This is a genomic window from Stenotrophomonas sp. YJH_SMC_10 (assembly GCF_059371555.1).
Genome location: NZ_JCAFUS010000015.1, coordinates 17118 through 43063 on the forward strand (window position 1 = coordinate 17118; position 25946 = coordinate 43063).

Annotated in this window: 20 protein-coding genes; 12 read left to right on the forward strand and 8 right to left on the reverse strand. The window is 67.4% G+C overall.

The features are described 5' to 3' along the window. Positions 1–151 precede the first annotated feature (151 nt). Positions 152–2074 carry a molecular chaperone DnaK gene (dnaK, locus tag AC5P9C_RS17290; RefSeq protein WP_343542283.1) on the forward strand — a complete coding sequence of 641 codons (1923 nt, stop codon included), beginning with the start codon at positions 152–154 and terminating at the stop codon, positions 2072–2074. 154 nt (positions 2075–2228) lie between these two features. Continuing rightward, the gene (gene dnaJ / locus AC5P9C_RS17295) at positions 2229–3353 is read left to right on the forward strand and encodes a molecular chaperone DnaJ (RefSeq protein ID WP_049470284.1); all 1125 of its coding nucleotides are present in this window, start codon (positions 2229–2231) and stop codon (positions 3351–3353) included. Between the two features lie 60 nt (positions 3354–3413). Here dnaJ and AC5P9C_RS17300 read toward each other — a convergent pair whose 3' ends face one another. Next, the gene (locus tag AC5P9C_RS17300) at positions 3414–4211 is read right to left on the reverse strand and encodes an AraC family transcriptional regulator (RefSeq protein WP_049470282.1); all 798 of its coding nucleotides are present in this window, start codon (positions 4209–4211) and stop codon (positions 3414–3416) included. A gap of 72 nt (positions 4212–4283) precedes the next feature. Here AC5P9C_RS17300 and AC5P9C_RS17305 point away from each other — a divergent pair, with 72 nt between their 5' ends. The 3 genes from AC5P9C_RS17305 to AC5P9C_RS17315 all read left to right on the forward strand — a co-directional run bounded on the left by AC5P9C_RS17305 (position 4284) and on the right by AC5P9C_RS17315 (position 8054). Beyond that, positions 4284–5483 carry an MFS transporter gene (locus AC5P9C_RS17305; protein ID WP_049470279.1) on the forward strand — a complete coding sequence of 400 codons (1200 nt, stop codon included), beginning with the start codon at positions 4284–4286 and terminating at the stop codon, positions 5481–5483. Positions 5484–6024: 541 nt separating this feature from the next. Continuing rightward, positions 6025–6933, forward strand: coding sequence for a pyridoxal kinase (pdxY, locus tag AC5P9C_RS17310; protein ID WP_049466422.1), 909 nt, complete (start codon positions 6025–6027; stop codon positions 6931–6933). Next, on the forward strand, positions 6930–8054 hold the full coding sequence (locus AC5P9C_RS17315; protein ID WP_414615140.1) for a prephenate dehydrogenase: 1125 nt from the start codon (positions 6930–6932) through the stop codon (positions 8052–8054). Before pdxY ends, AC5P9C_RS17315 begins: the two co-directional genes overlap by 4 nt. Positions 8055–8296: 242 nt before the next feature. Here AC5P9C_RS17315 and AC5P9C_RS17320 read toward each other — a convergent pair whose 3' ends face one another. From AC5P9C_RS17320 to AC5P9C_RS17340, 5 genes are all read right to left on the reverse strand, one after another. Further along, positions 8297–8491: a hypothetical protein gene (locus AC5P9C_RS17320; RefSeq protein ID WP_049466425.1), complete on the reverse strand. Its 195-nt coding sequence runs from the start codon at positions 8489–8491 to the stop codon at positions 8297–8299. 70 nt (positions 8492–8561) lie between these two features. Next, positions 8562–10334, reverse strand: coding sequence for an ABC transporter transmembrane domain-containing protein (locus AC5P9C_RS17325; protein WP_057493793.1), 1773 nt, complete (start codon positions 10332–10334; stop codon positions 8562–8564). Further along, the gene (locus tag AC5P9C_RS17330; RefSeq protein WP_057493792.1) at positions 10327–10923 is read right to left on the reverse strand and encodes an IMPACT family protein; all 597 of its coding nucleotides are present in this window, start codon (positions 10921–10923) and stop codon (positions 10327–10329) included. The genes AC5P9C_RS17325 and AC5P9C_RS17330 overlap by 8 nt, the downstream gene beginning before the upstream one ends. 40 nt (positions 10924–10963) lie before the next feature. Continuing rightward, entirely contained in the window at positions 10964–11989 is a 1026-nt protein-coding gene (locus AC5P9C_RS17335; RefSeq protein WP_329851057.1) for a hypothetical protein, read from the reverse strand. Next, positions 11986–12504 (reverse strand): RNA polymerase sigma factor, encoded by a 519-nt coding sequence (locus tag AC5P9C_RS17340; RefSeq protein WP_231353173.1) that lies wholly within the window; start codon positions 12502–12504, stop codon positions 11986–11988. Before AC5P9C_RS17340 ends, AC5P9C_RS17335 begins: the two co-directional genes overlap by 4 nt. Before the next feature lie 247 nt (positions 12505–12751). Here AC5P9C_RS17340 and AC5P9C_RS17345 point away from each other — a divergent pair, with 247 nt between their 5' ends. After that, entirely contained in the window at positions 12752–15592 is a 2841-nt protein-coding gene (locus tag AC5P9C_RS17345; protein ID WP_057493790.1) for a bifunctional diguanylate cyclase/phosphodiesterase, read from the forward strand. A gap of 19 nt (positions 15593–15611) precedes the next feature. Here AC5P9C_RS17345 and AC5P9C_RS17350 read toward each other — a convergent pair whose 3' ends face one another. Together AC5P9C_RS17350 and AC5P9C_RS17355 are read right to left on the reverse strand one after the other, a co-directional pair. Beyond that, positions 15612–16205, reverse strand: a complete 594-nt coding sequence (locus AC5P9C_RS17350) for an LOG family protein (protein ID WP_049464410.1) — start codon at positions 16203–16205, stop codon at positions 15612–15614. A 253-nt stretch (positions 16206–16458) separates the two neighbouring features. Then, on the reverse strand, positions 16459–17955 hold the full coding sequence (locus tag AC5P9C_RS17355) for an aminotransferase class III-fold pyridoxal phosphate-dependent enzyme (RefSeq protein ID WP_329851054.1): 1497 nt from the start codon (positions 17953–17955) through the stop codon (positions 16459–16461). Between the two features lie 211 nt (positions 17956–18166). Here AC5P9C_RS17355 and queA point away from each other — a divergent pair, with 211 nt between their 5' ends. The 6 genes from queA to fabV all read left to right on the forward strand — a co-directional run bounded on the left by queA (position 18167) and on the right by fabV (position 25911). After that, a complete protein-coding gene (queA, locus tag AC5P9C_RS17360; RefSeq protein ID WP_088475965.1) occupies positions 18167–19234 on the forward strand; it encodes a tRNA preQ1(34) S-adenosylmethionine ribosyltransferase-isomerase QueA in 1068 nt (355 codons plus the stop codon). 172 nt (positions 19235–19406) lie between these two features. Continuing rightward, the gene (tgt, locus tag AC5P9C_RS17365; protein ID WP_049464416.1) at positions 19407–20537 is read left to right on the forward strand and encodes a tRNA guanosine(34) transglycosylase Tgt; all 1131 of its coding nucleotides are present in this window, start codon (positions 19407–19409) and stop codon (positions 20535–20537) included. Positions 20538–20670: 133 nt separating this feature from the next. After that, positions 20671–21015, forward strand: a complete 345-nt coding sequence (gene yajC / locus AC5P9C_RS17370; protein WP_005416201.1) for a preprotein translocase subunit YajC — start codon at positions 20671–20673, stop codon at positions 21013–21015. A gap of 61 nt (positions 21016–21076) precedes the next feature. Next, positions 21077–22933, forward strand: coding sequence for a protein translocase subunit SecD (gene secD, locus AC5P9C_RS17375; protein ID WP_014646827.1), 1857 nt, complete (start codon positions 21077–21079; stop codon positions 22931–22933). A gap of 16 nt (positions 22934–22949) precedes the next feature. Continuing rightward, positions 22950–23930: a protein translocase subunit SecF gene (gene secF, locus AC5P9C_RS17380; protein ID WP_014646828.1), complete on the forward strand. Its 981-nt coding sequence runs from the start codon at positions 22950–22952 to the stop codon at positions 23928–23930. A gap of 721 nt (positions 23931–24651) precedes the next feature. Further along, complete coding sequence (gene fabV, locus AC5P9C_RS17385) at positions 24652–25911, forward strand: enoyl-ACP reductase FabV (protein ID WP_049464419.1); 1260 nt, start codon at positions 24652–24654, stop codon at positions 25909–25911. Positions 25912–25946 lie beyond the last annotated feature (35 nt).

The following is a 25946-nucleotide window of genomic DNA, read 5'->3' on the forward strand; positions in this document are numbered from 1 at the left end:
GCCACCCGACCCGACGCTGAACGCGCCGGATGACCGGAAACACAGCGTTCGGAGGATGGCTTGAATGTTCCACGAGCCTCCCCCACATCGTATTCATCCACCGGCCGAACGGCCGGACTGACCCCAACTAGCATCCTCAGGAGTCTCCCCCATGGGCAAGATCATTGGTATCGACCTCGGCACCACCAACTCGTGCGTGGCGATCATGGACGGCGGCAAGGCCCGCGTCATCGAGAATTCGGAAGGCGATCGCACCACCCCGTCGATCGTCGCCTACACCAAGGACGGCGAAGTCCTGGTCGGTGCCTCGGCCAAGCGCCAGGCCGTGACCAACCCGAAGAACACCTTCTACGCGGTGAAGCGCCTGATCGGCCGCAAGTTCACCGACGGCGAGGTGCAGAAGGACATCGCCCACGTCCCGTACAGCATCCTGGCCCATGACAACGGCGATGCCTGGGTGGCCACCAGCGACGGCAAGAAGATGGCGCCGCAGGAAATCTCGGCCAAGGTGCTGGAAAAGATGAAGAAGACCGCCGAGGACTTCCTCGGTGAGAAGGTCACCGAAGCGGTCATCACCGTGCCGGCCTACTTCAACGACAGCCAGCGCCAGGCCACCAAGGACGCCGGCCGCATCGCCGGCCTGGACGTCAAGCGCATCATCAACGAGCCGACCGCGGCCGCGCTGGCCTATGGCCTGGACAAGGGCGACAACAAGGATCGCAAGATCGTGGTGTACGACCTGGGCGGCGGCACCTTCGACGTGTCGGTGATCGAGATCGCCAACGTCGACGGCGAGAAGCAGTTCGAAGTGCTGGCCACCAACGGCGACACCTTCCTGGGTGGCGAAGATTTCGACAACCGCGTCATCGAGTATCTGGTTGAAGAGTTCAACAAGGACCAGGGCATCGACCTGCGCAAGGATCCGCTGGCCCTGCAGCGCCTGAAGGACGCCGCCGAGCGCGCCAAGATCGAGCTGTCCAGCGCCCAGCAGACCGAAGTGAACCTGCCGTACGTCACCGCTGACGCGTCGGGTCCGAAGCACCTGAACATCAAGCTGACCCGCGCCAAGCTGGAAGCACTGGTGGACGACCTGATCAAGAAGTCGATCGAGCCGTGCCGCGTCGCCCTGAACGATGCCGGCCTGCGTTCGAGCGACATCAGCGAGGTGATCCTGGTCGGCGGCCAGACCCGCATGCCGAAGGTGCAGCAGGCGGTGACCGAGTTCTTCGGCAAGGAACCGCGCAAGGACGTCAACCCGGACGAAGCCGTGGCACTGGGTGCGGCGATCCAGGGCGGCGTGCTGGGCGGCGACGTCAAGGACGTGCTGCTGCTGGACGTGACCCCGCTGTCGCTGGGCATCGAGACCATGGGCGGCGTGTTCACCAAGATCATCGAGAAGAACACCACCATCCCGACCAAGGCCTCGCAGGTGTTCTCCACCGCCGAGGACAACCAGTCGGCCGTGACCGTGCATGTGCTGCAGGGTGAGCGCGAACAGGCCCGCTACAACAAGTCGCTGGCCAAGTTCGACCTGTCCGGCATCGAGCCGGCCCCGCGCGGCCTGCCGCAGGTGGAAGTGTCCTTCGACATCGACGCCAACGGCATCCTGCACGTGTCGGCCAAGGACAAGAAGACCAACAAGGAACAGAAGGTCGAGATCAAGGCCGGTTCGGGCCTGTCCGAGGAAGAGATCGCGCGGATGGTCGCCGACGCGGAAGCCAACCGCGAGGAAGACAAGAAGTTCCAGGAACTGGTGCAGGCCCGCAACCAGGCCGACGCCCTGATCCACGGCACCCGCAGCGCCATCACCGAGCACGGCAGCAAGGTCGGCGGCGATGTCATCGGCAAGGTCGAGGCGGCCCTGGCCGACCTGGAGACCGCGATGAAGGGGGACGACAAGGCGCAGATCGAAGCCAAGTCGAAGGCGCTGGAAGAAGCCGGCCAGTCGCTGTTCGCTGCGGCTTCGGCCGACCAGGGCGGTGCCCCGGGTGCCGATGCCGGCAATGCCGGCAAGGGCAACGATGACGTGGTCGACGCCGAGTTCACCGAAGTCAAGGACGACAAGCAGTCCTGATCCGGACCGACGCGGGACGCTGCCAGCCAGCGTCCCGTTGTCGCATCAGGGTCCTGACCGCCCACCGGCGTGTCGGGGCGCCCGACGCAAGAGCGGACCTGGTTCCGCTCTTCCGCTTTGACGAATCCCGACGTTCCGGAACCCGATTCACGATATGAGCAAGCGCGATTACTACGAAGTGCTGGGCGTTGCCCGCACCGCCACCGACGAAGAGCTGAAGAAGGCCTACCGTCGCTGCGCGATGAAGTTCCATCCGGACCGCAACCCGGGTGATGCGGCGGCCGAGGCCTCCTTCAAGGAGTGCAAGGAAGCCTACGAAGTGCTGTCCGACGGCAACAAGCGCCGCATGTACGACAGCCACGGCCACGCCGCGTTCGAGCACGGCATGGGCGGCGGCGGTCCGGGTGGCCCGGACATGAACGATATCTTCGGCGATATCTTCGGCAACATCTTTGGCGGTGGCGGCGGTGGTCCACGCCAGGCCCGTCGCGGTGCCGACATCGGCTACGTGATGGAACTGGACCTGGAAGAAGCCGTGCGCGGCGTCGAGCGCCGGATCGAGATTCCGACCCTGGCCGAGTGCGGCGACTGCGATGGCAGTGGCTCCGAGGACGGCAAGGTCGAGACCTGCAACGTGTGCCATGGCCGCGGCCAGGTGCGCATCCAGCGCGGCATCTTCGCCATGCAGCAGGCCTGCCACAACTGCGGCGGCCGTGGCCAGATCATCGCCAAGCCCTGCAAGACCTGCCATGGCAACGGCCGCGTCGAGGAAGACAAGGTGCTGTCGGTGAAGGTGCCGGCCGGCGTCGATACCGGCGACCGCATCCGCCTGCAGGGCGAAGGCGAAGCCGGCCCGGCAGGAACGCCGCCGGGTGACCTGTACGTGGAAGTGCGGGTGCGCGAGCATGCGATCTTCCAGCGCGATGGCGACGACCTGCACTGCGAAGTGCCGATCCGCATCTCGCAGGCGGCACTGGGCGACACCGTGCGCGTGGCTACCCTCGGCGGCGAAGCGGAGATCCGCATCCCGGCCGAGACCCAGACCGGCAAGCTGTTCCGCCTGCGCGGCAAGGGCGTGCGTTCGGTGCGCAGCCGCAGCGAAGGTGACCTGTACTGCCGCGTGGTGGTGGAGACCCCGGTCAACCTCACCAACGAACAGCGCAAGCTGCTCGAGCAGTTCGAAGCCACCTTCGTCGGCGAGGAAGCACGCAAGCATTCGCCGAAGTCGGCGACGTTCATGGATGGCGTGAAGGGCTTCTGGGACCGGATGACGTCCTGAGTTTTTCAACGGAAGCGTTGGGCGGTAGCGCCGGGCCATGCCCGGCGTTTTCGTTTGCGATCATCGGAAAAATGCCGCAGGCGTCTGCCCCAGCTGGCGCTTGAACATGCTGCTGAACGCGCTGGGGCTGTCGTAACCCATCGCCAGCGCCACATCGATGACCTTGTCGCCTACCGCCAATCGTTCCAGGGCAGCCAGCAGCCGCGCCTGCTGCCGCCACTGGCCGAAGGTCATGCCCAGCTCGCTGGCGAAGTGGCGCTGGATGGTTTTCACGTCCACCTCCAGCGCCTGCGCCCAGTCCTGCAGCGTGGCTTCATCGCCGGGGTGCTTCTGCAGGTGTTGGCAGATCCGCAGCAGGCGCGGGTCGCTCGGCGCAGGCAGGTGCAGCGGCAGCACGTCCATGCGGTGCAGTTCGTCCAGCAGCAGGCGCACCACGCGGCCATCGCGGCTGTCCTCGATGTGCTCGCCCTTGACCAGCGTGGCGGCCTGCAGCAGCTCGCGCAGCAAGGGCGACACCTGCACCGCGAACGGCTCGGTCGGCAGGTGCGGGGCGAACGACGGGTCGATGTACAGGCTGCGCATGTGCACGGCGGCGATGCAGTCCACCGCGTGCACCATCCCGGCCGGCATCCAGATCGCGCGGTTCGAGGGCACCACCCAGCGGCCGACTTCCGATCGCACCACCATCAGGCCGGAGATGGCGTAGACCAGCTGGTGGCGCTGGTGCTTGTGCCCGGGAATGTGGGTGCCCACCGGGTACTGGGTGACCCGATAGGTGACCGGACGGTGCAGGGGAACCTCCCGCCAGGGCGCGGCCGGATCGACGTCGCCGGCGATGTCCTTTTTGCGATAGGGCATGACCTGAACGCGGCAGAAGGGAGGGGAGGGCAACCGTAGCATGCGGGGCTCGCCCCCAACCTGACTGCGTCCATGTCGACCCTGGCTTCTCCCGCAACGACCTCGCGCCCGGTAGCTCCCGGCGTGCTGGCCGCCATCTCCACCTCGCATGTCGTCAACGACATGATGCAGTCGCTGATCCTGGCCATCTATCCGGTGATCAAGGGCGGCTTCAACCTCAGCTTCACCCAGATCGGCCTGATCACGCTGACCTATCAGCTCACCGCTTCGATCTTCCAGCCGTTGATCGGCATGGCCACTGATCGCCGCCCGGCACCGTACTCGCTGCCGATCGGCATGGCCTCGACCCTGTGCGGCATGCTGCTGCTCGGTTTCGCACCGAACTACGCGGTGGTGCTGATGGCCGCGGCCATGGTCGGCATCGGCTCGGCGATCTTCCACCCGGAGGCCTCGCGCATCGCCCGGCTGGCCTCGGGTGGCCGGCACGGTTTCGCGCAGTCGGTGTTCCAGGTCGGCGGCAACTTCGGTACCGCACTGGGCCCGCTGATTGCGGCCGCAGTGATCGTGCCGTATGGCCAGCATGCCGCATCGTGGTTTGCCGGCGCCGCGCTGATCGGCATCGCGCTGCTGACCTATGTCGGCCGCTGGTACGCGCTGCACCTGGGCACCCCGCGCCCGGCCAGCACCGCCTCGATGGCCCCGCGCCATCCGCCGCGCACCGTGGCCAAGGTGCTGGCGATCCTGCTGGTGCTGATCTTCAGCAAGTACTTCTACATGGCCAGCATCGGCAGCTACTTCACCTTCTACCTGATCCACCACTTCGGCATTCCGGTGGCACAGGCGCAGCTGCACCTGTTCGCGTTCCTGGTGGCGTCTGCGGCCGGCGGCTTCCTGGGTGGCCCGCTGGGTGATCGCATCGGCCGCAAGCCGATCATCTGGACCTCGATCCTGGGCGTGGCGCCGTTTGCGCTGATGCTGCCGCATGCCGATCTGCTGTGGACCACGGTGCTGGCGGTGCTGATCGGTTTTGTGTTGTCCTCGGCATTCTCGGCCATCGTGGTCTACGCGCAGGAAATGATGCCGCACCGTATCGGCATGGTGTCCGGTCTGTTCTTCGGCTTCGCCTTCGGCATGGGCGGGCTGGGCGCGGCTGTGCTCGGCCTGCTGGCGGACAAGACCAGTATCGAGTACGTCTATCAGCTGACCGCGTTCCTGCCGCTGCTGGGCATCGTCGCGGCGTGGCTGCCGCCGTCGCGGCCTGCTGCTCACTGAGGAGTTTGGGTTTTGCAGGGCTTGCAGCCCTGCACCTGCCGAAGCAACGTCAACGTCAACAGCAGAAGCTGGCTATCCGTGGGTTGGCGGGGTGGGTGCGGTTACGGGGGACGCCGTAAATACGTCCATGTAGGCTCGGTCGCCGCATCCATGCGGCTCACGCCCCCGCAACCGGACCCACCCCGCCTTCGACAGTTTTCCGCGATCTGTCGGAACAGCTCGTGGGGTCAGATCCGTTTTCCGAAGAAAAACGGATCTGACCCCGATTTATTTCGGTATCCCACAGATGTGCCGACCAACGGTCGGCACCCACCAACAGTCGCGGGAATCTGTCAGAGGCGGGGCGGTGTGGGTGGGCAGGACCGTTGGCGCCATGGATGGCGCCATCGAGCCCCCATGGATGGGTTTACGGCGTGTCCTGACCACCCACACCGCCCCGCCATCCCACGGAATGCGGCTCCTGATCTTGCTTCGGCTTCGCCTTCGGCAGGTGCAGGGCTGCAAGCCCTGCCGAAAACCCCCTTGGGCGTAGAATGCGGTCATGAGCGAATCCCTTGATAACCATCTGGTCCACGGCCGCCGCCAGCGGCCGGATGGGCCGTCGCCGATCGATGTCATCTCGGTCCAGTCGCAACTTGTCTACGGCCATGCCGGCAACAGCGCGGCTGTACCGCCGATGCGCGCACTCGGCGTGCGCGTGGCGGAAATCCCGACCGTGCTGCTGAGCAATGCCCCGTTCTACGACACTACGCGGGGCCGCGTGCTGCCGGTTGACTGGTTCGCCGACCTGCTGCTCGGGACCCACGAGCGTGGCCTGCCGCAGCGCGCCAAGATGCTGGTGTCCGGCTATTTCGGCAGTACCGCCAACGGCGCGGCGTTCGCCGACTGGCTGGACGGGATCCTGCCGGCCTGCCCCCAGTTGCGCTACTGCCTGGATCCGGTGATCGGCGACACCCACACCGGGCCCTATGTGGAACCGGGCCTGGAAGCGGTCTTCGCCGAACGCCTGTTGCCGCACGCCTGGCTGGTGACGCCCAATGCCTTCGAACTGAATCGCCTGACCGGCATGCCGGCGCTGGCCGAGACCGATGCCATCGCCGCCGCGCGCACGCTGCTGGATCGTGGCCCGCACTGGGTGATCGCGCACAGCGTGGGCGGCAACCCGGGTGAACTGGTGACCCTGGCCGTTGGCCGCGAGGAGACCTGGCGCTGGACCTCGCCACTGCTGCCGGTGGACGTGGCCGGTACGGGGGATGTGCTGATGTCGCTGGTGGTGTCCTTCCTGCTGCGCGGCGAATCGATGCAGCTGGCCATCTCGCGGGCGATCGCCGGCACCCACGCGGCGCTGGAGGCGACCCTGGACAACGGCTTCGAGGAATTCGACGTGGTCGCCGCCGCGCCGGCGGCGCTGGCCGAAGGAACGCGCTTCCGCGCCGAACGCGTGGCATGAGCGGCCTGGATCCCCGCACGCCGCGCGCGGTCGGCATCATCGGCAGCGCTGGCGCCTACGGGCGCTGGCTGACCCGCTTCTTCCAGCAGCACATGCAGCTGCAGGTGATCGGCCATGATCCCGCGGACCCGGACTCGCACACGCCGGAGCAGTTGCTGGCGCAGGCCGATGTGCTGGTGTTCTCGGCACCGATCCGGCACACGCCGGCATTGATCGCCGAGTACGTGCGGCAGTCGGCCGGCCGCGAGCAGGGCAGGCTGTGGCTGGACGTGACCTCGGTGAAGGAAGCACCGGTACAGGCGATGCTGGACTCGCAGGCCGAAGTGGTCGGCCTGCATCCGATGACCGCGCCGCCGAAAGCACCGACGCTGAAGGGCCGGGTGATGGTGGTCTGCGAAGCTCGGCTTCAGCATTGGCAGCCCTGGGTCGACACGCTGTGCGCGGCGCTGCAGGCCGAGTGCGTGCGGGCCACGCCGCAGCACCACGACCAGATGATGGCGCTGGTGCAGGCGATGGTGCATGCCACCCATCTGGCCCAGGCCGGCGTGCTGCGGCAGTACCAGCCGCAGCTGGGTGACCTGGCCGCGATGATGCCGTACCGGTCGGCGTCGTTCGAACTGGATACCGCGATCATCGCGCGCATCCTGTCGCTCAATCCGGCGATCTACGAAGACATCCAGTTCGGCAATCCCTACGTGGCGCCGATGCTGGAACGGCTGGTCGGCCAGCTGCAGGCGCTGCGGGCGCAGGTTGCGCAGGGCGATGACAGCGCGCGGGCTGGATTCCGCGAGCAGCTGCTGTCGGCCAGTCGCAGTGCCTTCGGCGAGCAGGCGCTGGCTGACGGCAACTACACCTTCGAACGCGTGGGGTATCTGCTGGCTGACCTGACCGAGCGCAACGCGCTGTCGGTGCACCTGCCGGAAGACCGGCCCGGCTCGCTGCGTGCGCTGCTGAATGTGTTCGAGCAGCATGGCGTCAGCCTGGCGTCGATCCATTCCTCGCGCACGCCCGGTGGCGAGGTGCACTTCCGCCTTGGGTTCGTGGCCGGCAGCGATCCGGGGGCGATCACCCGCGCGGCCGCCGAGGTGGACGCCAGCGGCATCGGGCGCGTGTTGGGCTGACCACATTCATCCACAGGCGGTGTGGATGGATGCTGAGCAAACATGTGGATAACCGCGTGCGGCCCTTGGCGGGCAAGGCTGTCAAGATGGTTGGTCAAAAATTGATCACGCTTTTTGCAGGGTCGAGTCATGCTCGACTGCCCTTGGCAAAAAGCGAGTCGACGAGGGGCGACACCTACCCAGAGAGGGGCGATAAAGCCAGTGCCCACCAAGGTGGGCACCCGCCAGGCGGGGTGGCAGTGCTAGATCGTCAGCCTCAGCTCACCACCGCTGGTGGTGAACTCGCGGCCATTTCGCACCAGATGACGGCCATCATCCAGTTCATAGCGAGGCGTGGCTTCGGAATGGTGCCCGCTGCCATTCGCCTCGGGCTTGAACTCGATGATGATGTGGCTTTCGCCATTGCTGTCGACGGCAGGGAACTGACGGAACGACATCGTGGACCTCCTTCAGCGGATGCTGCTGATGCGAGGCCAGCTTGGTCCGGCCGATGTTAGCCGGCCGTCATCAATCGATGAACTGCAGGCGTGCCAGTTCAGCGTACAGTCCGCCTTGGGCCAGCAGCTGCGAATGGGTGCCTTCGGCCACGATGCGGCCCTGGTCCATCACCACGATGCGGTCGGCCTTCAGCACGGTGGCCAGGCGGTGGGCGATGACCAGCGTGGTGCGGCCAGCCATCAGGCGCTCCAGTGCCTGTTGCACGCCATGCTCGCTCTGCGCATCCAGTGCGCTGGTGGCCTCGTCCAGCAACAGGATCGGCGCATCCTTCAGCAGCGCGCGGGCAATTGCCACGCGTTGCTGCTGGCCGCCGGACAGGCGGGCACCGCGCTCACCCAGTTCACTGTCGTAGCCCTGCGGCAATGCGCGCAGGAAACCATCGGCCTCGGCCGCACGTGCGGCCGCCTCGACCTCGGCGTCGCTGGCCTGCAGGCGGCCGTAGCGGATGTTGTCGCGTGCGCTGGCCGCGAACAGCGTCGGCTGCTGCGGCACCAGCGCAAGCTGCGCGCGCAGTTCGGCCGGGTCGACCTGGCGCACGTCGATGCCATCCACGCAGATGCGACCGCTGGCCGGGTCGTGGAAGCGCAGCAGCATCGACAGCACCGTGCTCTTGCCGGCGCCCGACGGGCCGACCAGGGCCACGGTCTCACCCGGGCGGACATGCAGGTTGAAGTGGTCCAGCGCGGCCTGGTCCGGGCGCTGCGGATAGTGGAAAACCACCTCGTCGAAGCGGATTTCACCCCGGAGCGGTTGCGGCAGCGCAAGCGGCTGCGCCGGCGCACGGATCTCGATGTCTTCCTGCAGCAGTTCGCCGATGCGGCCCATGCCACCGGCCGCACGCTGCAGCTCGTTCCACACTTCAGCCAGGGCGCCGACCGAGCCGCCGCCGATCAGCGCGTACAGCACGAACTGGCCCAGCGTACCGGCGCTGAGGCGCCCGTCGATGACATCGTGCGCGCCCAGCCACAGCACGCCGACGATGGCGCCAAACACCAGCAGGATGGCGCTGGCGGTGACCAGCGACTGCGCACCGATGCGGCGGCGCGCGGCACCGATGGCATCGCCCAGCGCCTTGTCGAAGCGGCCGCGCTCGTAGGGCTCGCGTGCATGCGCCTGCACCGTGCGGACCGCGCCCAGCGTCTCGCTGGCCAGGCTGTTGGCATCGGCGATGCGGTCCTGGCTGCTGCGCGCAACTGCGCGCAGCTTGCGCGCGCCGATGATGATCGGCAGCACCGCCAGCGGGATGCCGAGCAGTGACCACGCGGCCAGCCGCGGGCTGGTGACGAACAGCATCGCCAGGCTGCCGACCACGGTCACGCTGCTGCGCAGGGCCACCGACATGGTCGAGCCGACCACGCTGCGCAGCAGCTCGCTGTCGGCGGTCAGGCGCGAGACCAGCTCGCCGCTGCGGCTGCGGTCATGGAAGCCGGCGCCGAGCTGGATCAGGTGTGCGTACAGGCGGCTGCGCAGGTCGGCGACGACCTTTTCGCCCAGCAGCGATACGAAGTAGAACCGCGCGGCCGTTGCCAGCGCCAGCACGACCGCCACCAGCATCAGCAGGGCGAAGGCACGGTTGATCTGGCCCCCACTGCTGAAGCCATGGTCGATCATCTGCTTCACTGCGGGGGGCAGGCTCAGCGTGGCCGCCGACGATACCGCCAGGGCCAGCAGCCAGGCGGTGAACAGTCCACTGTGGCGGCGCACGAACGGCCACAGCGTGCGCAGGCTGCCGAGGCGGCGCAGCGGCGGGGGCGAGGCGGCGGCGTCGTCCTTGTCAGTCATCCTGGTGGTCGTCCTGTATGCGGATACGGTCACGGGTGGCGTCGCGCAGTCGGATTTTCAATGCGTCGACCTGATCTGCCGGCAATTCGATCCGCAGGCACACGCCATTGGCATCGAACCGTTCATCGCGCTTTTCGGCGCCGAAGGCGGGCAGGGTGGCATGCAGGGTCCCCAGCTCCTCGAACCCGGCCAGCAGCTGCAGCCGGGCCATCGCCACCAGCGGCAGGCGCGGCGCGATGCGCAGGCACTCCGCAGCGGCGCCGCCGTAGGCGCGCACCAGTCCGCCGGCGCCGAGCTTGATACCGCCGAACCAGCGCGTCACCACCACCATCACCCGGTCAAAGCCCTGGCCGTCAATCGCGGCCAGGATCGGACGCCCGGCCGTACCGGCGGGCTCACCATCATCACTGGAGCGGTAGTCCTGGCCGTGGCGGTAGGCCCAGCAGTTGTGGGTCGCATCGGCGACCGCCACCTGCTGCAGGAACGCCAGTGCCGCCGCAGCACCGTCGATCGGCGCGGCGTGTGCAATGAAACGGCTGTGTTTGACTTCCAGCGTGTGGCTGACCGGCTGGGCAAGGGTATCGAGCATTCCCGCCATTCTACGGGGTTGCCACAGGTGCCCGCCCGTTTCAGTCGTCCAGCAGCGGACGCAGGTCGCGCGGCAGGCGGGCCTCCGGATACTGCTGCACATAGCGCTCCAGGCTGGCGCGGGCCAGGTCGCGCTGGCCGTCGTCGCGGCGCGCGCGGATCTTCTGCAGCCACTGCCGCCGGGGCAGCCTGGCATCGGCGTCCACTTCGGCCTGCACGGCATCGGCAGTGAGTCCGGCGTCGCTGCCGCGCCGCATGACGCCCGGTGCGGAGCGGCTCGGGGCCGGCCGCTTCATCGAGGTGACCTCGACCCGATCCAGTGACTGGGCCCGTTCGGCATCGGCAGCGCTGGCCACAGCCGCTTCGGCGCTGCGAGCTTTCAGCGCGCCCTCCGGCGCTGGGGCCAACACCGGCGCAGGCACCAGGTAAGCCGCCGGTGCGGCAGGTGCGGGCGGTGCCGCTGCCGGCGCAGGCGCGGGAGCCGGTGCGTGAGGCAGCGCGGCAAATGAGGTATCGGCGGCGACGTCCGCCGCCTTGGCTCGCGCTGCTGGTTGCGCGGGCGGTGCTGGAGCGTCGGCGGCCTGGGCCGGTGCAGGTTCTGGCGCGTGCGCGACGGCCGGCGTTGCGGGTGCCGGTGCAGCAGCCGGCGCGGCCATCGGGGCTGCCTGCGCCGGTGCGGGTTCCACAGCGGCAGCGGTCGATTGATCGGCGGCACGGCTGTCCGCGCGCTGCGTCGCGGCCGCGTCATCGGCTGCCACACGGGGTGCTGCGATCCCGGCTTCAGCCGCAGGAACCGGCGGGGGCTCCGGGCGCAGCTGCCAGGCGATGCCGATGGCAAAGACCATCGAGGCGGCGATGCCGAATACGGCTGGCCAGCGCGGACGCGGGCGCGGCGCGCGTGGCGCCTCCGGTGAGGCAACAGCATCGGCGGGCGGCGCGTCCACGGCAGCGCGTGCGGCGGCCAGGATCGCCGCGTCCAGCGCGGCCGGTGGGCCCTGTTCGGCGCGGCGGCCGAGCAGGCGCGCCAGCTCGCGTTCTTCCGGCGTCAGCGGTTCGTCTCGGTTCATGCGTTCAATCCCGCACGCAGCTTGTCCATCGCATAGCGCAGCCGCGATTTCACGGTTTCCCGGCCTACGCCGGTGATCTGGCCGATCTCCTCCAGGCTCAGTTCCTGATCCAGCCGCAGCTGCAGCACTTCGCGCTGCTCGGGCGGCAATTGCTCCATCGCCCGCTGGATGCGGCGACGTTGTTCGAATTCGGAAAGCTCTGCTTCCGGCGTCTGTCCATCCTCGATCGCGGCCAGGCGCAGGTCGGCGTCGGCCGGTGCGGCAGGGCGATGGCGCGCCGCGCGCCAATGGTCGTTCAGCCGGTTGTGGGCGATGCGGAACAGCCAGGTGCTGAATGCGGCTTCAGGCTGCCAGCCGGCGCGCGCGCTGATCACCCGCTGCCAGACGTCCTGGAAGATCTCCTCGGCCAGCGCGGTGTCGCGTAGCTGCCGCAGCAGGAAGCCGAACAGGCGCTTGCGATGGCGGGCGTACAGGCTTTCGAACGCGCGCAGGTCACCACCGGCCCAGGCCAGCATCAAGGCTTCATCGGTTGGCAGTGCGCTGGCTTCCACGGCGTACAGGGTAAGGCCTGCGGGCGGTGGCGCATAGCCGGTGACGGGGGCGGGCAGGGCGAGGTTCATGGCGTGGAAGCGGCTGCGGACAGCAGGAAAAACGTACGGGCGCACGATTCGGGGTTTACGGGCTTCCATTGCCCCCCGGGTGGCGCGCTATGCTCGGCGGCTCAGGGGAGGCGACGCACAGACGGCGCCAAGAGATTGTCATTTGTCCACGCACGTTGAACCGGCGGAAGAGCCACCACACGAGGCCGTGCTGAGCACGGCGCTGGTGCGCGCATTGCATGCGCTGCTGCCGGATTCGGCCGTGGTCCGCGTTGGCTGGGACGACCCTCAGCTGGGGCGCGGCCAGGGGGGCTGGCCGGCGGTCGTGGCGGCCGGCGCGTTCGCTTCGCCCGGCGTCGGTGACGGCTGCCATGGCTGGGACTATGACGGCGCCCGCCTGCAGTTGTCGGTGGAAGGTGCCGTGCCATCGGCGGCCTGGTGGGGGCTGGCCCGGCAGGCCATTGAACTGGCCCTGCAGCGTGGCCGCCAGGCCGGGCAGATCAAGGCGCTGGAAGAGGCCGAACGGTTGCAGCAGGCGCTGTTCCAGATTGCCGATCTGGCCGGCGCCGACCTGGAAATGTCGGAGATGCTGCGCCACGTGCACGGCGTGCTTGGCACGCTGATGTACGCGGAAAACTGCTACATCGTCGAATACGACGATGTCCGCGACCAGATCCGCTTCCTGTACTTCGCCGACCAGGTCGACGACTTCGTCGCCGATCCGGCGCAGAGCCATGCTGCCGAAGAAATGCCGCGCAGCCTGACCGTGGCCCTGCTGCGTCACGGCAAGCCGCTCAGCGGGCCCTCGCGCGAGCTGCTGGCGCGCGTGGTCGAGCAGGAGCACGATCCGCAGCGCGGCCCGGAGAGCCTGGACTGGCTGGGCGTGCCGATGCTGCGCGATGGCCGGGTATGCGGCGCCATCGTCGTGCAGAGCTATGAGCTTGCGGCCCGCTATGGCGAGGCCGAGCGGGCACTGCTGGGCTTTGTTGCCCAGCACGTGCAGACCGCGATGGATCGGCGCCAGGCGCAGGTCCGGCTGGAACAGCAGGTGGAGCGGCGCACGCTGGAGCTGCAGCGCGCCAACCACAGCCTGCAGGAGGAAGTGGCCGAGCGCCGTCGCGCCGAGCAGCTGCAGACCGCGCTGTACAACATCGCCGAGATGGCGATGTCGGCCGACAGCCTGGCCCAGTTCTACGGGCAGGTACACGGTGTGGTCGGGCGCCTGCTGGATGCGCGCAACTTCTACATCGCGCTGGTGAACGAAGCCGGCAACGGCCTGGACTTCGTCTATTCGGTGGATGAGCACAACGCCAGCCGTGCGCCGCGGTCCTTCAGCCGCGGCCTGACCGAGTACGTCGTGCGCAACCGGCGGCCCCTGCTGGCTTCGCGCGCGCAGATCGATGCGCTGCTGGCCAGCGGCGAGGTGCGCGAGTCCGGTGCACGTTCGCACTGCTGGCTGGGCGTGCCACTGCTGCGCGATGACGAGGTGGTCGGCGCGATCGTGGTGCAGAGCTACAGCGAGAACAGTGTCTTCAGCGTGCACGACCAGCGCCTGCTGACCTTCGTCGCGCAGAACATCGGAACCGGCCTGGCGCGCCAGCGCGACCAGCAGCGGCTGCGATCGGCGCATGCCGAGCTGGAAAAGCGCGTGGAGGAACGTACCCGCGAGCTGGCCGAGGTCAACGAAAAGCTGCTCGGGCAGATCGGCGAGCGCCTGCGGGCCGAGCAGCGCCTGACCCATCAGGCCATGCACGATGCGCTGACCGGCCTGCCCAACCGCCTGCACCTGCTCGATCGCCTGCAGGATGCGCTGGCGCTGGCCAAGCGTGAGGGAGGGCCGGTGTTCGCCGTGCTGTTCCTCGACCTGGACCGCTTCAAGCTGGTCAACGACAGCATTGGCCACGCTGCGGGTGATCGCATGCTGGTGGAAGTGGCCAAGCGCATCGTATCGATGGCCGGCCCGGAGGACGTGGTCGCGCGGCTGGGGGGTGACGAGTTCGCGGTGCTGCTGCACTGTCCGCAAGGGTTGGCGCAGGCGCTGGATTTCGGCCAGCGCTTGTTGCTGGCATTGCAGGAATCGATATGGATCGCCGGGCGCGAGCTGTTCCCGTCCGGCAGCCTGGGCATCGCGCTGTGGAATCCGCGTTACCGCACCGGCGAGGAACTGCTGCGCGACGCCGATGCGGCGATGTACCGGGCCAAGGCGCAGGGCCATGACCGCTGCGCGATCTTCGACGAGGACATGCGTGAGCAGGCCATGCGCAGCCTCGACCTGGAAGCCGACCTGCGCCGTGCGATCAACAACCGCGATTTCGTGCCGTTCTATCAGCCGATCGTGCGCCTGTCCGATGGCGAAGTGGTGGGCCATGAGGCACTGCTGCGCTGGCAGCATGAGCGCCGCGGCCTGCTGCTGCCGGGCGCATTCCTTGAGCTGGGCGAGGAAAGCGGCCTGATCGAACAGGTTGACTGGCTGATCTATGAGCAGGTCATCGCCGGCCTGGCCGAAGGCGGGCAGAGCTATGTCTCGGTGAACGTATCACCCCGCCACTTCCGCTCGGCCGAGTTCAGCGGCCGCCTGTTCGGCCTGCTCGACGCATGTGGTGCCGATCCGCGTCGCCTGCGCCTGGAGATCACCGAGGTGGCGCTGCTGGACGATGGTCCGCACACGCTGCGCATCCTGCAGGGCCTTCGCGAGCGCGGCATCCAGGTGCAGCTGGACGACTTCGGCACCGGCTTCTCGGCGCTGTCCTACCTGCACCGTTTCCCGATCAGCACGCTGAAGATCGACCAGAGTTTCATTGCCGGCCTGCATGGGCCGGAAGTGCAGAGCACGCGTGCGCTGGTCGAAGGCGTGCTGTCGCTGGCACGCACGCTGGGCATTGAAACCATCGGCGAAGGCATCGAAACCGAGGCGCAGCGGCAGACGCTGCGCGAGCTTGGCTGCGACTATGGCCAGGGCTACCTGTTGGGCCGCCCGGCACCGAAGGCGCGCGCGGTGGCCTGAGCCGCCGCGCGACGTTGCTTCACCGCAGGGCGGAGCGACGCTTCTCGTCGATCCACTTCGAGGCCTGGGCCGGCTGGTAGTTCTGCATCCACGCCAGCATGTCCTCGATGTCCGAGCCGTACCACAGGTCCTGGCGCTGGTCCGGATGCAGGAAGCGCTCTTCCACCATGCGATCGATCATGCCGATCAGCGGGGCGTAGAAGCCCTCCACATCGAGGAATGCGCATGGCTTGTTGCCGATGCCCAGCTGTCGCCAGGTCAGCATCTCGAAGATCTCTTCCATGGTGCCGAAGCCGCCGGGCAGGGCGACGAAACCGTCGGCAAGATCGAACATGCGCGACTTGCGCTCATGCATCGAACCGACAATCTCCAGTTCGGTCAGGCCGCGATGGGCCACTTCCCAGTCGGCCAGCTGGCGCGGAATGACGCCGGTCACCTCGCCGCCGGCGGCGAGCACGGCATTGGCCACGGTGCCCATCAGGCCGACGTTGCCCCCGCCATACACCAGGCGCATGCCGTCGCGGGCAATGCGATCGCCCAGGGCAATGGCGCGTTCGGTGTAGGCCGGCTTGCTGCCAGCGTTGGAACCACAGTAGACGCAGATCGACTTCATGGGGGTTCTTGTCTCTTGGTGCGGAAACGAAAACGCCCCGTCGCCGACCGCAGAGCGGCCAGGGACGGGGTGTCCTTGGATTATGGGCCCTTCTGTAGAGCCGAGCCATGCTCGGCTGCGCTTCGTTCAGATCGCGGCAAAGGCTGAGTCGAGCATGGCTATGCCGGTCGTCCTGACCGGCACCCTTCGGGCCGTCGCCAGCGACGTTGGCAGCGGCTCCTGCCGCTGCCTTCGGCTCCACGCAAGTGGGCGCTTACGCGGCAGCGGCCTGCTCGCGGCGCGGACCTTCACGCAGGGCGCGGCCGACCATGCCCACCAGCAGGTCCAGCTCCTCGCTGTCCATGCCGAAGTGCGGGGTGAAGCGCAGCGAATTCTCGCCACCGTGGATCACGTTGATGCCGTGCTGGCGCAGCCATTCCTCGGTGGAGTTGGCGCCGTAGCACTTGAACTGCGGCGCCAGCTCGCAGGAGAACAGCAGGCCGGTGCCCTGCACCTTGGTGATCAGCCCGCCCAGTTCGGCCTTCAGCTGCTCCAGCTTGCGCACGGCCTCGGCGCCACGTTCGGCGATGTTGGCGCGCACCTGCGGGGTCAGCTGCGCCAGGGTGGCGCAGGCCACGTCCAGCGCACGCGGGTTGCTGGTCATGGTGTTGCCATAGATGCCCTTGCGGTAGAGCTGCGCGGCATGTTCGGTCACCGCCAGTACCGACAGCGGGTACTGCGCGGCGTTGAGCGCCTTGGAGTAGGTCTCCATGTCCGGCGGGTCCAGGCCTTCGAAGCCTGGGTAATCGACCACCGAGAGCACGCCATGCGCACGCAGGCCGGCCTGGATCGAGTCCAGCAGCAGCAGGCTGCCATGCGCACGGGTCAGTTCGCGGGCCACGGCATAGAACGCCGGCGGCACCGAACGGCCCGGGTCGCCTTCGCCCATCACCGGCTCTAGGAACACCGCCTCGATGAACCACTGGTTGCGAGCAGCGTCCTCGAACACCTTGCGCAGGCCGGCCTCATCGTACGGCGCCACGGTGATCACCGAGTCCTCGCCGCGGTAGCTGGCCAGGTGCTGCATGTAGCTCTTGCGGCTGGAATCGGAGTACAGCGCCGGGCGGTCGGTGCGGCCATGGAAGCTGCCCTTGACCACCACGCGCTTGATCGTCGCGCCGGCATGCCGGGCGCCCGGGTCGGTCTGCAGCTTGGCATTGACGTCGGCGATGCGCGCGGCCAGGCCAACGGCTTCGGAACCGGAGTTCAGGCACATGAAGCGGGCGAACGGGCAGCCGCCTCGGCGGTGGCCGATCTCGGCGCGCAGCGCGGTGATGAAGCGCTGCTGCGACAGGCTGGGGGTCATGATGTTGGCCATCACCTGCGGGCGCGCCATCGCCTCCAGCACGGCGTCCGGGGTATGCCCGAAGCCGAGCATGCCGTAGCCGCCGGCGTCGTACAGCACGGCACCCTTCAGGGTGACCACCCACGGGCCGCGCGCGGCCAGCGCCACGTACGGGGTCACCGCATCGTCGGCATAGAAGTTGACGAAGCCGTCCTGCATCGCATCGACCTGCGCCTGTTCGTCCTGTGCCAGCAGCGGCCCCAGGCCGGCCTGCACGCGCGCGAATTCCTCGGCGGCGGCGTCCACCGCGGCGACCAGCTGCGGGTGGCGGGCGGACAGGGCAGTCAGGGTCGCGTCGTCCAGGCCGGTGGTAAGGCGGGTGCCGGGCTGGTCGCGCAGGGGGGCGAGGCGTTCGATGAAGCTCATTGCAGATCTCCTGAAACGATGGGTCGCACGGGTCTTCAAAAGCAAAACGCGCGTCATCACGCGCGCTTGGGGGCAGGCTCGTGCAGCGGACTTCCAACTCGATGCTAGCACTTGTTTTTTTGCGCGATAACCCCGCAGAAACCTGCTGCATAGCAGCATTTTGCGCGACGTTCGCCGTGAAGCATGCCGGCTCGCGGACGCTGCACGTACAATGCGCGCCATTGTCGACCTGTTGCCGCCCACTGCCTTGAAGAAGTCCGATTTCCACTACGACCTGCCGGCCGAGCTGATCGCGCAGGCTCCCCTGGCCGAACGTTCCGCCAGCCGCCTGCTGCTGGTGCCGCCGGCCCCTGCGGCCTTCACCGATCTGCAGGTGCGTGACCTGCCGTCGCTGCTGCAGCCGGGCGACCTGCTGGTGTTCAACGACACCCGGGTGATCCCGGCGCGCCTGTTCGGGCAGAAGGCCAGCGGTGGCCGCGTGGAAATCCTGATCGAACGCCTGCTCGGCGGCCAGCAGGCGCGTGCACAGGTCGGTGCCAGCAAGTCGCCCAAGGCCGGCAGCCGTATCGCGCTCGATGCCGGTGGCGAAGCCGAAGTACTGGGCCGCGACGGCGAGTTCTATGTGCTGCAGTTCCATGTGCCCGAATCCCTGGAGCAGTGGCTGCTGCACGCCGGCCGACTGCCGCTGCCGCCGTACATCCAGCGCGAGCCGGGCGTGGACGACCGCGAGCGCTACCAGACCGTGTTCGCGCGCGAAGTCGGCGCTGTGGCGGCACCGACCGCCGGCCTGCACTTCGATGAACCGCTATTGGCCGCACTGAAGGACAGGGGCGTGGAGTTCGGCCACGTCACCCTGCACGTGGGCGCAGGCACCTTCCAGCCGGTGCGCGCCGATGACCTGAAAGACCACGTGATGCACCGCGAGTGGCTGAACGTCGGCGCCGAACTGGTCCAGCAGGTGCGGCGCACGCGCGCCGCCGGCGGCCGCGTGATCGGCGTCGGCACCACCGTGGTGCGCGCGCTGGAAAGCGCGATGCGCGATGGCGAGCTGCTGCCGTTCGCGGGTGAAACGCAGATCTTCATCACCCCGGGTTACCGCATCCGCAGCGTCGACGCGATGGTGACCAACTTCCACCTGCCGGAAAGCACGCTGCTGATGATGATTTCCGCGTTCGCCGGCAAGGAGCGCGTGTTCGAGGCTTACCGGCACGCGATCGAGCAGCGCTACCGCTTCTTCAGCTATGGCGACGCGATGCTGCTGTTCCCGCAGGCGGGGTAGGGCGCCTGCGGCATCTGCCTGTGGTGGGTGCGCACGGTGGGTGCGTACCTGCCGGAACCCGGGAGGAAAGCCACGCACGGCGTGGCTCCACAGCCGGTCCGTTCAGGCCTGAATGGGCGGCCGCCCCGGTTTTGGGAGACAATGGGCGACTATTTGCCTGAACGACCGCTCCATGTCCCGACTGCAGTTCCAGCTCAAGACCCGCGACGGCCGTGCCCGCCGTGGCCGCCTGACCTTCCCGCGTGGCACGGTGGAAACGCCGGCGTTCATGCCGGTGGGGACCTATGGCTCGGTCAAGGGCATCCTGCCGGACCAGGTGCGCGCGCTGGGCGCCGAGATCATCCTCGGCAACACCTTCCACCTCTACCTGCGCCCGGGCCTGGACATCATCGCCGACCACGGCGGGCTGCACGGCTTCTGCCGCTGGGATGGCCCGATCCTGACCGATTCCGGCGGTTTCCAGGTGTTCTCGCTGGCCCACCGCCGCAAGATCACCGAGCAGGGCGTGACCTTCGCCTCGCCGACCGACGGCGCCCGGGTGTTCCTGGGGCCGGAAGAGAGCATGAAGATCCAGAAGGTGCTCGATTCGGACATCGTGATGATCTTCGACGAGTGCACCCCGTACCCGGCCACCGAGGACGTCGCCCGCCGCTCGATGGAGCTGAGCCTGCGCTGGGCCCAGCGCAGCCGCAACGCGCATGACGAGCTGGGCAACGACGCGGCCCTGTTCGGCATCGTCCAGGGCGGCGTGCACACCGACCTGCGCAGCCGCTCGGCCGATGCCCTGCAGGCGATCGGCTTCGACGGCTACGCCATCGGCGGCCTGGCCGTGGGCGAGCCGGAACACGAGCGCAATGCCATGCTCGACCACCTGGACCCGGAGCTGCCGGGCGACCGCCCGCGCTACCTGATGGGCGTGGGCCGGCCGGAGGACCTGGTGGAAGGCGTGGCCCGCGGCGTGGACATGTTCGACTGCGTGATGCCGACCCGCAACGCCCGCAACGGCCACTATTTCACCTCGTTCGGCACCGTCCGCATCCGCAACTCGCAGTACGCGCGCGACATGGACCCGATCGAGCCGGGCTGCGGCTGCGTGGCCTGCACCGGCGGCTACACCCGGTCCTACCTGCGCCACCTGGACCGTTGCAACGAGATGCTGGCGCCGATGCTGGGCACCCTGCACAACCTGTTCTATTACGAAAAGCTCATGGCCGACATCCGGGCCGCGATCGAGGCGGGAACCTTCCTGGCCTTCCGCGAGTCCTTCTACGCGGCACGCGGGGCAGTGGCCCCGCCGCTGTAACCCGGACGCCCCCTGCCAAACGGCCCAAGGACGAACGCCCGGGGCCGTGGCATACTTCAAGGCTGACCCAGATCCGCGGTCGCGACCGTGGCACCTGATGGTGCCGGGGCGCCGCCCAACCAAAGGACCAACGATGAACCTGCTTGCTTTCCTGATTCCCGCCGCCCACGCCCAGGCCGCCGGCGGCCAACCGCAGGGCATGGGCCTGACCACGCTGCTGTTCCCGATCATCCTGATCGCCATCATGTACTTCCTGATGATCCGCCCGCAGATGAAGCGGCAGAAGGAGCACAAGGCGATGCTGGAAAAGATCAAGCGCGGCGACGAAGTGCTGACCAACGGCGGCATCGCCGGCAAGGTCACCGACATCGGCGACCACTTCATCACCGTCGAAGTGGCCGACAACGTGCGCATCCGCGTGCAGAAGGGCGCTGTCGGCAGCGTGCTGCCGACCGGCACCCTGGATTCGGCCAAGTAAGCCACTCCCTTTCCGAAGCACAACCGCGGCGCCGGGGATGGCGCCGCGCGGGACCCAAGCAATGCTCGAATTTCCACGCTGGAAGTACGTCGTCATCCTGATCGTACTGGCGCTCAGTGCGCTGTACGCGCTGCCCAACATCTACCAGAAGGACCCGGCCATCCAGATCACCGCCAACCGTGGCGGGCAGATCGACGATGCGCTGCGCGACCGTGTGCTGGCCGACCTGAAGAAGGCCGGGGTCACTGCCATCGGTGCCGAAAAGGAAGGGGAAAGCCTGATCGTCCGCCTGCCGGACCTGAAGTCGCAGTCCGCGGCCAGCGATGCCCTGCGCGACACCGTCGGCGAGAAGTACACGGTGGCCCTGAACCTGGCCTCGACCGTGCCGGACTGGCTGGCCCGGCTGGGCGGTCGCCCGATGGTGCTCGGCCTGGACCTTCAGGGTGGCGTGCACTTCGTGCTGCAGGTCGACCAGAAGGCCGCCCTCGACAAGCGCCTGGATGCCTACACCGAAGACGTGCGCAGCACCCTGCGTGACGCCCGCATCGCCTACCAGTCGGTGGAGCGCCGTGCGGACAACAGCATCGTGGCCAACCTGAGCCCGTCCGCCGGTGACGACGCCGCGCAGCGTGCCCGTGCCGCCCTGGTCAAGGCACAGCCGACGCTCGGCTATGACGTCAGCGGCAACCGCATCACGGTCACCGTGCCGGAGACCGAGATCACGCAGATCGCCAACGGCGCCATCGAGCAGAACATCAACACCCTGCGCAACCGCGTGAACCAGCTCGGCGTGGCCGAGCCGATCATCCAGCGCCAGGGTGCCGACCGTGTGGTCGTGCAGCTGCCGGGCGTGCAGGACACCGCCGAAGCCAAGCGCATGATCGGCGCCACCGCCACCCTGGAGTACCGCGCGGTGGTCGAGGGCAATGCGCAGGACGCCATCAATTCCGGCCGCATCCCGCCGGAAGCGAAGGTCTACCAGCAGCGTGACGGCCGCGGCCCGATCCTGCTGAACAAGCGCGTGATCGTCACCGGTGACCAGATGGTCGGCGCGCAGGCGGTGACCGATTCGAACAGTGGCTCCCCGGCCGTCAGCGTGACGCTGAACAATGTCGGTGGCCAGCGCATGTTCGACTTCACCAGCGCCAACGTGAACAAGCCGATGGCGGTGGTCTATACCGAACGCGTGCCGACCGTGACCGTCGTCGACGGCCAGGAAGTGCGTGGCTTCAAGGTCAACGAGGAAGTGATCTCGGTGGCCAACATCAACGGCGTGTTCGGCAAGAACTTCCAGACCACCGGCCTGCAGAAGAAGGAAGCCGAGGACCTGGCCAAGCTGCTGAAGTCCGGCTCGCTGGCCGCGCCGATGGACTTCGTCGAAGAGCGCGTGGTCGGCCCGAGCCTGGGCGCCGAGAACGTCAAGAACGGCATGCGCGCGGTGGTGTTCGCGTTCCTGTTCACCCTGGTGTTCTTCAGCATCTACTACCGCATGTTCGGTGTGATCACCTCGGCGGCGATGCTGTTCAACCTGCTGATCGTGGTGGCGGTGATGTCGCTGTTCGGCGCGACCATGACCCTGCCGGGCTTCGCCGGCCTGGCGTTGTCGGTGGGCCTGTCGGTGGACGCCAACGTGCTGATCAACGAGCGCATCCGTGAAGAACTGCGCGCCGGCGTGCCGGGCAAGACCGCGATCGTGACCGGTTACGAGCGTGCCTCGGGCACCATCCTCGACGCCAACCTGACCGGCCTGATCGTCGGTGTGGCGCTGTTCGCATTCGGTACCGGTCCGCTGAAGGGCTTCGCGCTGACCATGATCATCGGTATTTTCGCCTCCATGTTCACTGCGATCACCGTGTCGCGTGCGCTGGCGACGCTGATCTACGGCCGTCGCAAGAAGCTCCAGAACGTGGCCATCTGACGGGACGACACGCACAATGAAACTGTTTCCGCTGCACATCCTCCCGAACGACACCAAGATCGACTTCATGCGCTGGCGCCATGTCGCCATGGCAGTCACCATCGTGGTGTTCCTGGCCTCGGTCGCCATCATCGGCATCAAGGGCTTCAACTACGCACTGGACTTCACCGGCGGCACCCTGATCGAAACGCGTTTCGAGAAGGCCGTGGACGTCGAGCAGGTCCGCGCCAAGCTGGAGCAGAACGGCTTCGACGGTGCCCAGGTGCAGAGCGTCGGTGGCAATACCGACCTGCTGATCCGCCTGGCGCCGCACGGCGAGCATGCGCCGGGCACCGGTGATGCCGCTGCCGAGGACAAGGCCACCGCCGCGGCCGTGGTGAAGGTGCTGTCCAGCGCCGACAACCAGGCCACGGTGATGAGTACCGCATTCGTCGGCCCGCAGATCGGCAAGGACCTGGCGAAGAACGGCCTGTACGCCACCATCTTCATGCTGGCCGGCTTCCTGATCTACATCGCGGTGCGCTTCGAATGGAAGTTCGCGGTCACCGCCAGCATCGTGGCGATGTTCGACCTGATCGTGACGGTCGCCTACGTGTCCCTGCTGGGCCGTGAGTTCGACCTGACCGTGCTGGCCGGCCTGCTGTCGGTGATGGGCTTTGCGATCAACGACATCATCGTGGTGTTCGACCGCGTCCGCGAGAACTTCCGCAGCCTGCGCGTGGACTCGATGGAGGTGCTGAACCGTTCGATCAACCAGACGCTGTCGCGTACGGTGATCACTGCGGTGATGTTCTTCCTGTCGGCGCTTGCCCTGTACCTGTACGGCGGTGCGTCGATGGAAGGCCTGGCCGAGACGCACATGATCGGTGCGGTGATCGTGGTGCTGTCCTCGATCCTGGTCGCGGTGCCGATGCTGACGATCGGCTTCCTGCGCGTCAGCAAGCAGGACCTGCTGCCGAAGGCGAAGGACGTCGAGGCCCTGGCCCGTCGCCCGTAAGCATCTGCTGCATGCGGCACACAGAGAACCCCGCGCACGCGGGGTTTTTTGTGTGCAGGGCTTGCAGCCCTGCACCCGCGGTAGTGCCGGCCGCTGGCCGGCAACAGCAACAGCAACAGCAACAGCGTGCCTTCCGTGGGTTGGTGGGGCGGTGCCGGAGTGCGGGGACGCCGCAAGTACGTCCGTGTAGGCTGAGCAGCCGCATCCATGCGGCTGACACCCCGCACTCCGACACCGCCCCACCTTCGACAGGTTCACGCGGCTGTAGGTAGGTGTCGACCTTGGTCGGCACATGTGTCAGATATCGAGTAATCAAGATGGGGTCAGATCCGTTTTCCAGAGGAAAACGGATCTGACCCCCAAGAACTGTCCTGACGGATCGCGGAAAACTGTCGAAGGCGGGGTGGGTCCGGTTGAGGGGGTGTGAGCGGCATGGATGCCGCGACCAAGCCCCATGGACGGGTTCACGGCGTCCCCCTCAACCGGACCTACCCCGCCAACCCACGGGAACCCAGCTTCTGATGTTGCTGTTGAGGTTGCCGGCCAGCGGCCGGCACTACCGCAGGTGCAGGGCGCAGCCCTGCAAAGCAAACCCCACCCTACGCCAGCGTCGGTTGTGCAATCGTCCCCCGCGCACTACGATCCTGCGGTTCGCGCGCGCAGGCGCGCCCGTATTCCTGCTGAGCGCCCCGTGCGCCGCATCTGCCAACCCGAGGTATCCATGGTCATCAAACCGCGCGTCCGCGGCTTCATCTGCGTCACCACCCACCCGACCGGCTGCGAGGCCGCGGTCAAGCAGCAGATCGACTACATCCGCGCGCGTCCGCCGATCCAGAACGGCCCGAAGCGGGTGCTGGTGATCGGGGCCTCCACCGGTTATGGCCTGGCCGCACGGATCACTGCTGCGTTCGGCAGCGGCGCCGCCACGCTGGGTATCTTCTTCGAACGCCCGGGCACCGAAACCAAGCCGGGCACTGCGGGCTGGTACAACTCGGCCGCATTCCACAAGTACGCTGACGAAGCCGGCCTGTACGCCAAGAGCATCAACGGCGACGCCTTCTCCGATGAGGTCAAGGCCAAGGCCATCGAGATGATCAAGGCCGACCTGGGCCAGGTCGACCAGGTCGTTTACAGCCTGGCCGCACCTCGCCGCAAGCACCCCAAGACCGGCGACATCATCAGTTCCACGCTGAAGCCGATCGGCGAACCGATCACCCTGCGTGGCCTGGATACCGACAAGGAAGTGATCACCGAGACCACCCTGCAGCCGGCGACTCCGGAAGAAATCGCCGGCACCGTCGCAGTGATGGGCGGCGAGGACTGGCAGATGTGGATCGACGCACTCGCCGATGCGGGCGTGCTGGCCAATGGCTGCACCACCACGGCCTTCACCTACGTGGGCGAAGAGATCACCCAGGCGATCTACTGGAACGGCTCGATCGGCGCCGCCAAGAAGGACCTGGATACGAAGGTGCTGGGCCTGCGCGAGAAGCTGGCGAAAATCGGCGGCGATGCGCGCGTGTCGGTCCTGAAGGCCGTGGTGACCCAGGCCAGCTCGGCGATTCCGACGATGCCGCTGTACCTGTCGCTGCTGTTCAAGGTGATGAAGGAGAAGGGCACCCACGAAGGCTGCATCGAGCAGCTCGACGTGCTGTACGACATCCTTTACGGCGGCAAGGCCGACGGCACGGCGGTCGAACGCCTGCGCCACGACCTGGTCGATGGCGACGGCCACACCGTTGCGCTGGTCGATGAGGAAGGCCGCCTGCGCGCCGATTACAAGGAAATGGCCGCGGACGTGCAGGGCAAGGTGGTTGCGCTGTGGCCGCAGGTGACCAACGAGAACCTGTACGAGATCAGCGACCTGGCCGGCTACAAGGCCGACTTCCTGCGCCTGTTCGGCTTTGGCGTGGACGGCGTCGACTACGAGGCCGACGTCAATCCGGACGTGAAGATCGACAACCTGGTCGACATGACCTGATCAGCGAAAAGGCCGGCGAACGCCGGCCTTTTCTT

Bases quoted from the DNA above. Each gene is read 5' to 3' on its own strand.
- AC5P9C_RS17350 (WP_049464410.1), bottom strand. From the start codon at position 16,205: ATGAAGTCGATCTGCGTCTACTGTGGTTCCAACGCTGGCAGCAAGCCG.
- fabV (WP_049464419.1), top strand. From the start codon at position 24,652: ATGGTCATCAAACCGCGCGTCCGCGGCTTCATCTGCGTCACCACCCAC.
- AC5P9C_RS17305 (WP_049470279.1), top strand. From the start codon at position 4,284: ATGTCGACCCTGGCTTCTCCCGCAACGACCTCGCGCCCGGTAGCTCCC.
- pdxY (WP_049466422.1), top strand. From the start codon at position 6,025: ATGAGCGAATCCCTTGATAACCATCTGGTCCACGGCCGCCGCCAGCGG.
- AC5P9C_RS17355 (WP_329851054.1), bottom strand. From the start codon at position 17,955: ATGAGCTTCATCGAACGCCTCGCCCCCCTGCGCGACCAGCCCGGCACC.
- tgt (WP_049464416.1), top strand. From the start codon at position 19,407: ATGTCCCGACTGCAGTTCCAGCTCAAGACCCGCGACGGCCGTGCCCGC.
- yajC (WP_005416201.1), top strand. From the start codon at position 20,671: ATGAACCTGCTTGCTTTCCTGATTCCCGCCGCCCACGCCCAGGCCGCC.
- AC5P9C_RS17325 (WP_057493793.1), bottom strand. From the start codon at position 10,334: ATGACTGACAAGGACGACGCCGCCGCCTCGCCCCCGCCGCTGCGCCGC.
- dnaK (WP_343542283.1), top strand. From the start codon at position 152: ATGGGCAAGATCATTGGTATCGACCTCGGCACCACCAACTCGTGCGTG.
- AC5P9C_RS17300 (WP_049470282.1), bottom strand. From the start codon at position 4,211: ATGCCCTATCGCAAAAAGGACATCGCCGGCGACGTCGATCCGGCCGCG.
- AC5P9C_RS17320 (WP_049466425.1), bottom strand. From the start codon at position 8,491: ATGTCGTTCCGTCAGTTCCCTGCCGTCGACAGCAATGGCGAAAGCCAC.
- AC5P9C_RS17330 (WP_057493792.1), bottom strand. From the start codon at position 10,923: ATGCTCGATACCCTTGCCCAGCCGGTCAGCCACACGCTGGAAGTCAAA.
- dnaJ (WP_049470284.1), top strand. From the start codon at position 2,229: ATGAGCAAGCGCGATTACTACGAAGTGCTGGGCGTTGCCCGCACCGCC.
- AC5P9C_RS17335 (WP_329851057.1), bottom strand. From the start codon at position 11,989: ATGAACCGAGACGAACCGCTGACGCCGGAAGAACGCGAGCTGGCGCGC.
- AC5P9C_RS17315 (WP_414615140.1), top strand. From the start codon at position 6,930: ATGAGCGGCCTGGATCCCCGCACGCCGCGCGCGGTCGGCATCATCGGC.
- queA (WP_088475965.1), top strand. From the start codon at position 18,167: ATGCGCGCCATTGTCGACCTGTTGCCGCCCACTGCCTTGAAGAAGTCC.
- AC5P9C_RS17340 (WP_231353173.1), bottom strand. From the start codon at position 12,504: ATGCTGGCCTGGGCCGGTGGTGACCTGCGCGCGTTCGAAAGCCTGTAC.
- secF (WP_014646828.1), top strand. From the start codon at position 22,950: ATGAAACTGTTTCCGCTGCACATCCTCCCGAACGACACCAAGATCGAC.
- secD (WP_014646827.1), top strand. From the start codon at position 21,077: ATGCTCGAATTTCCACGCTGGAAGTACGTCGTCATCCTGATCGTACTG.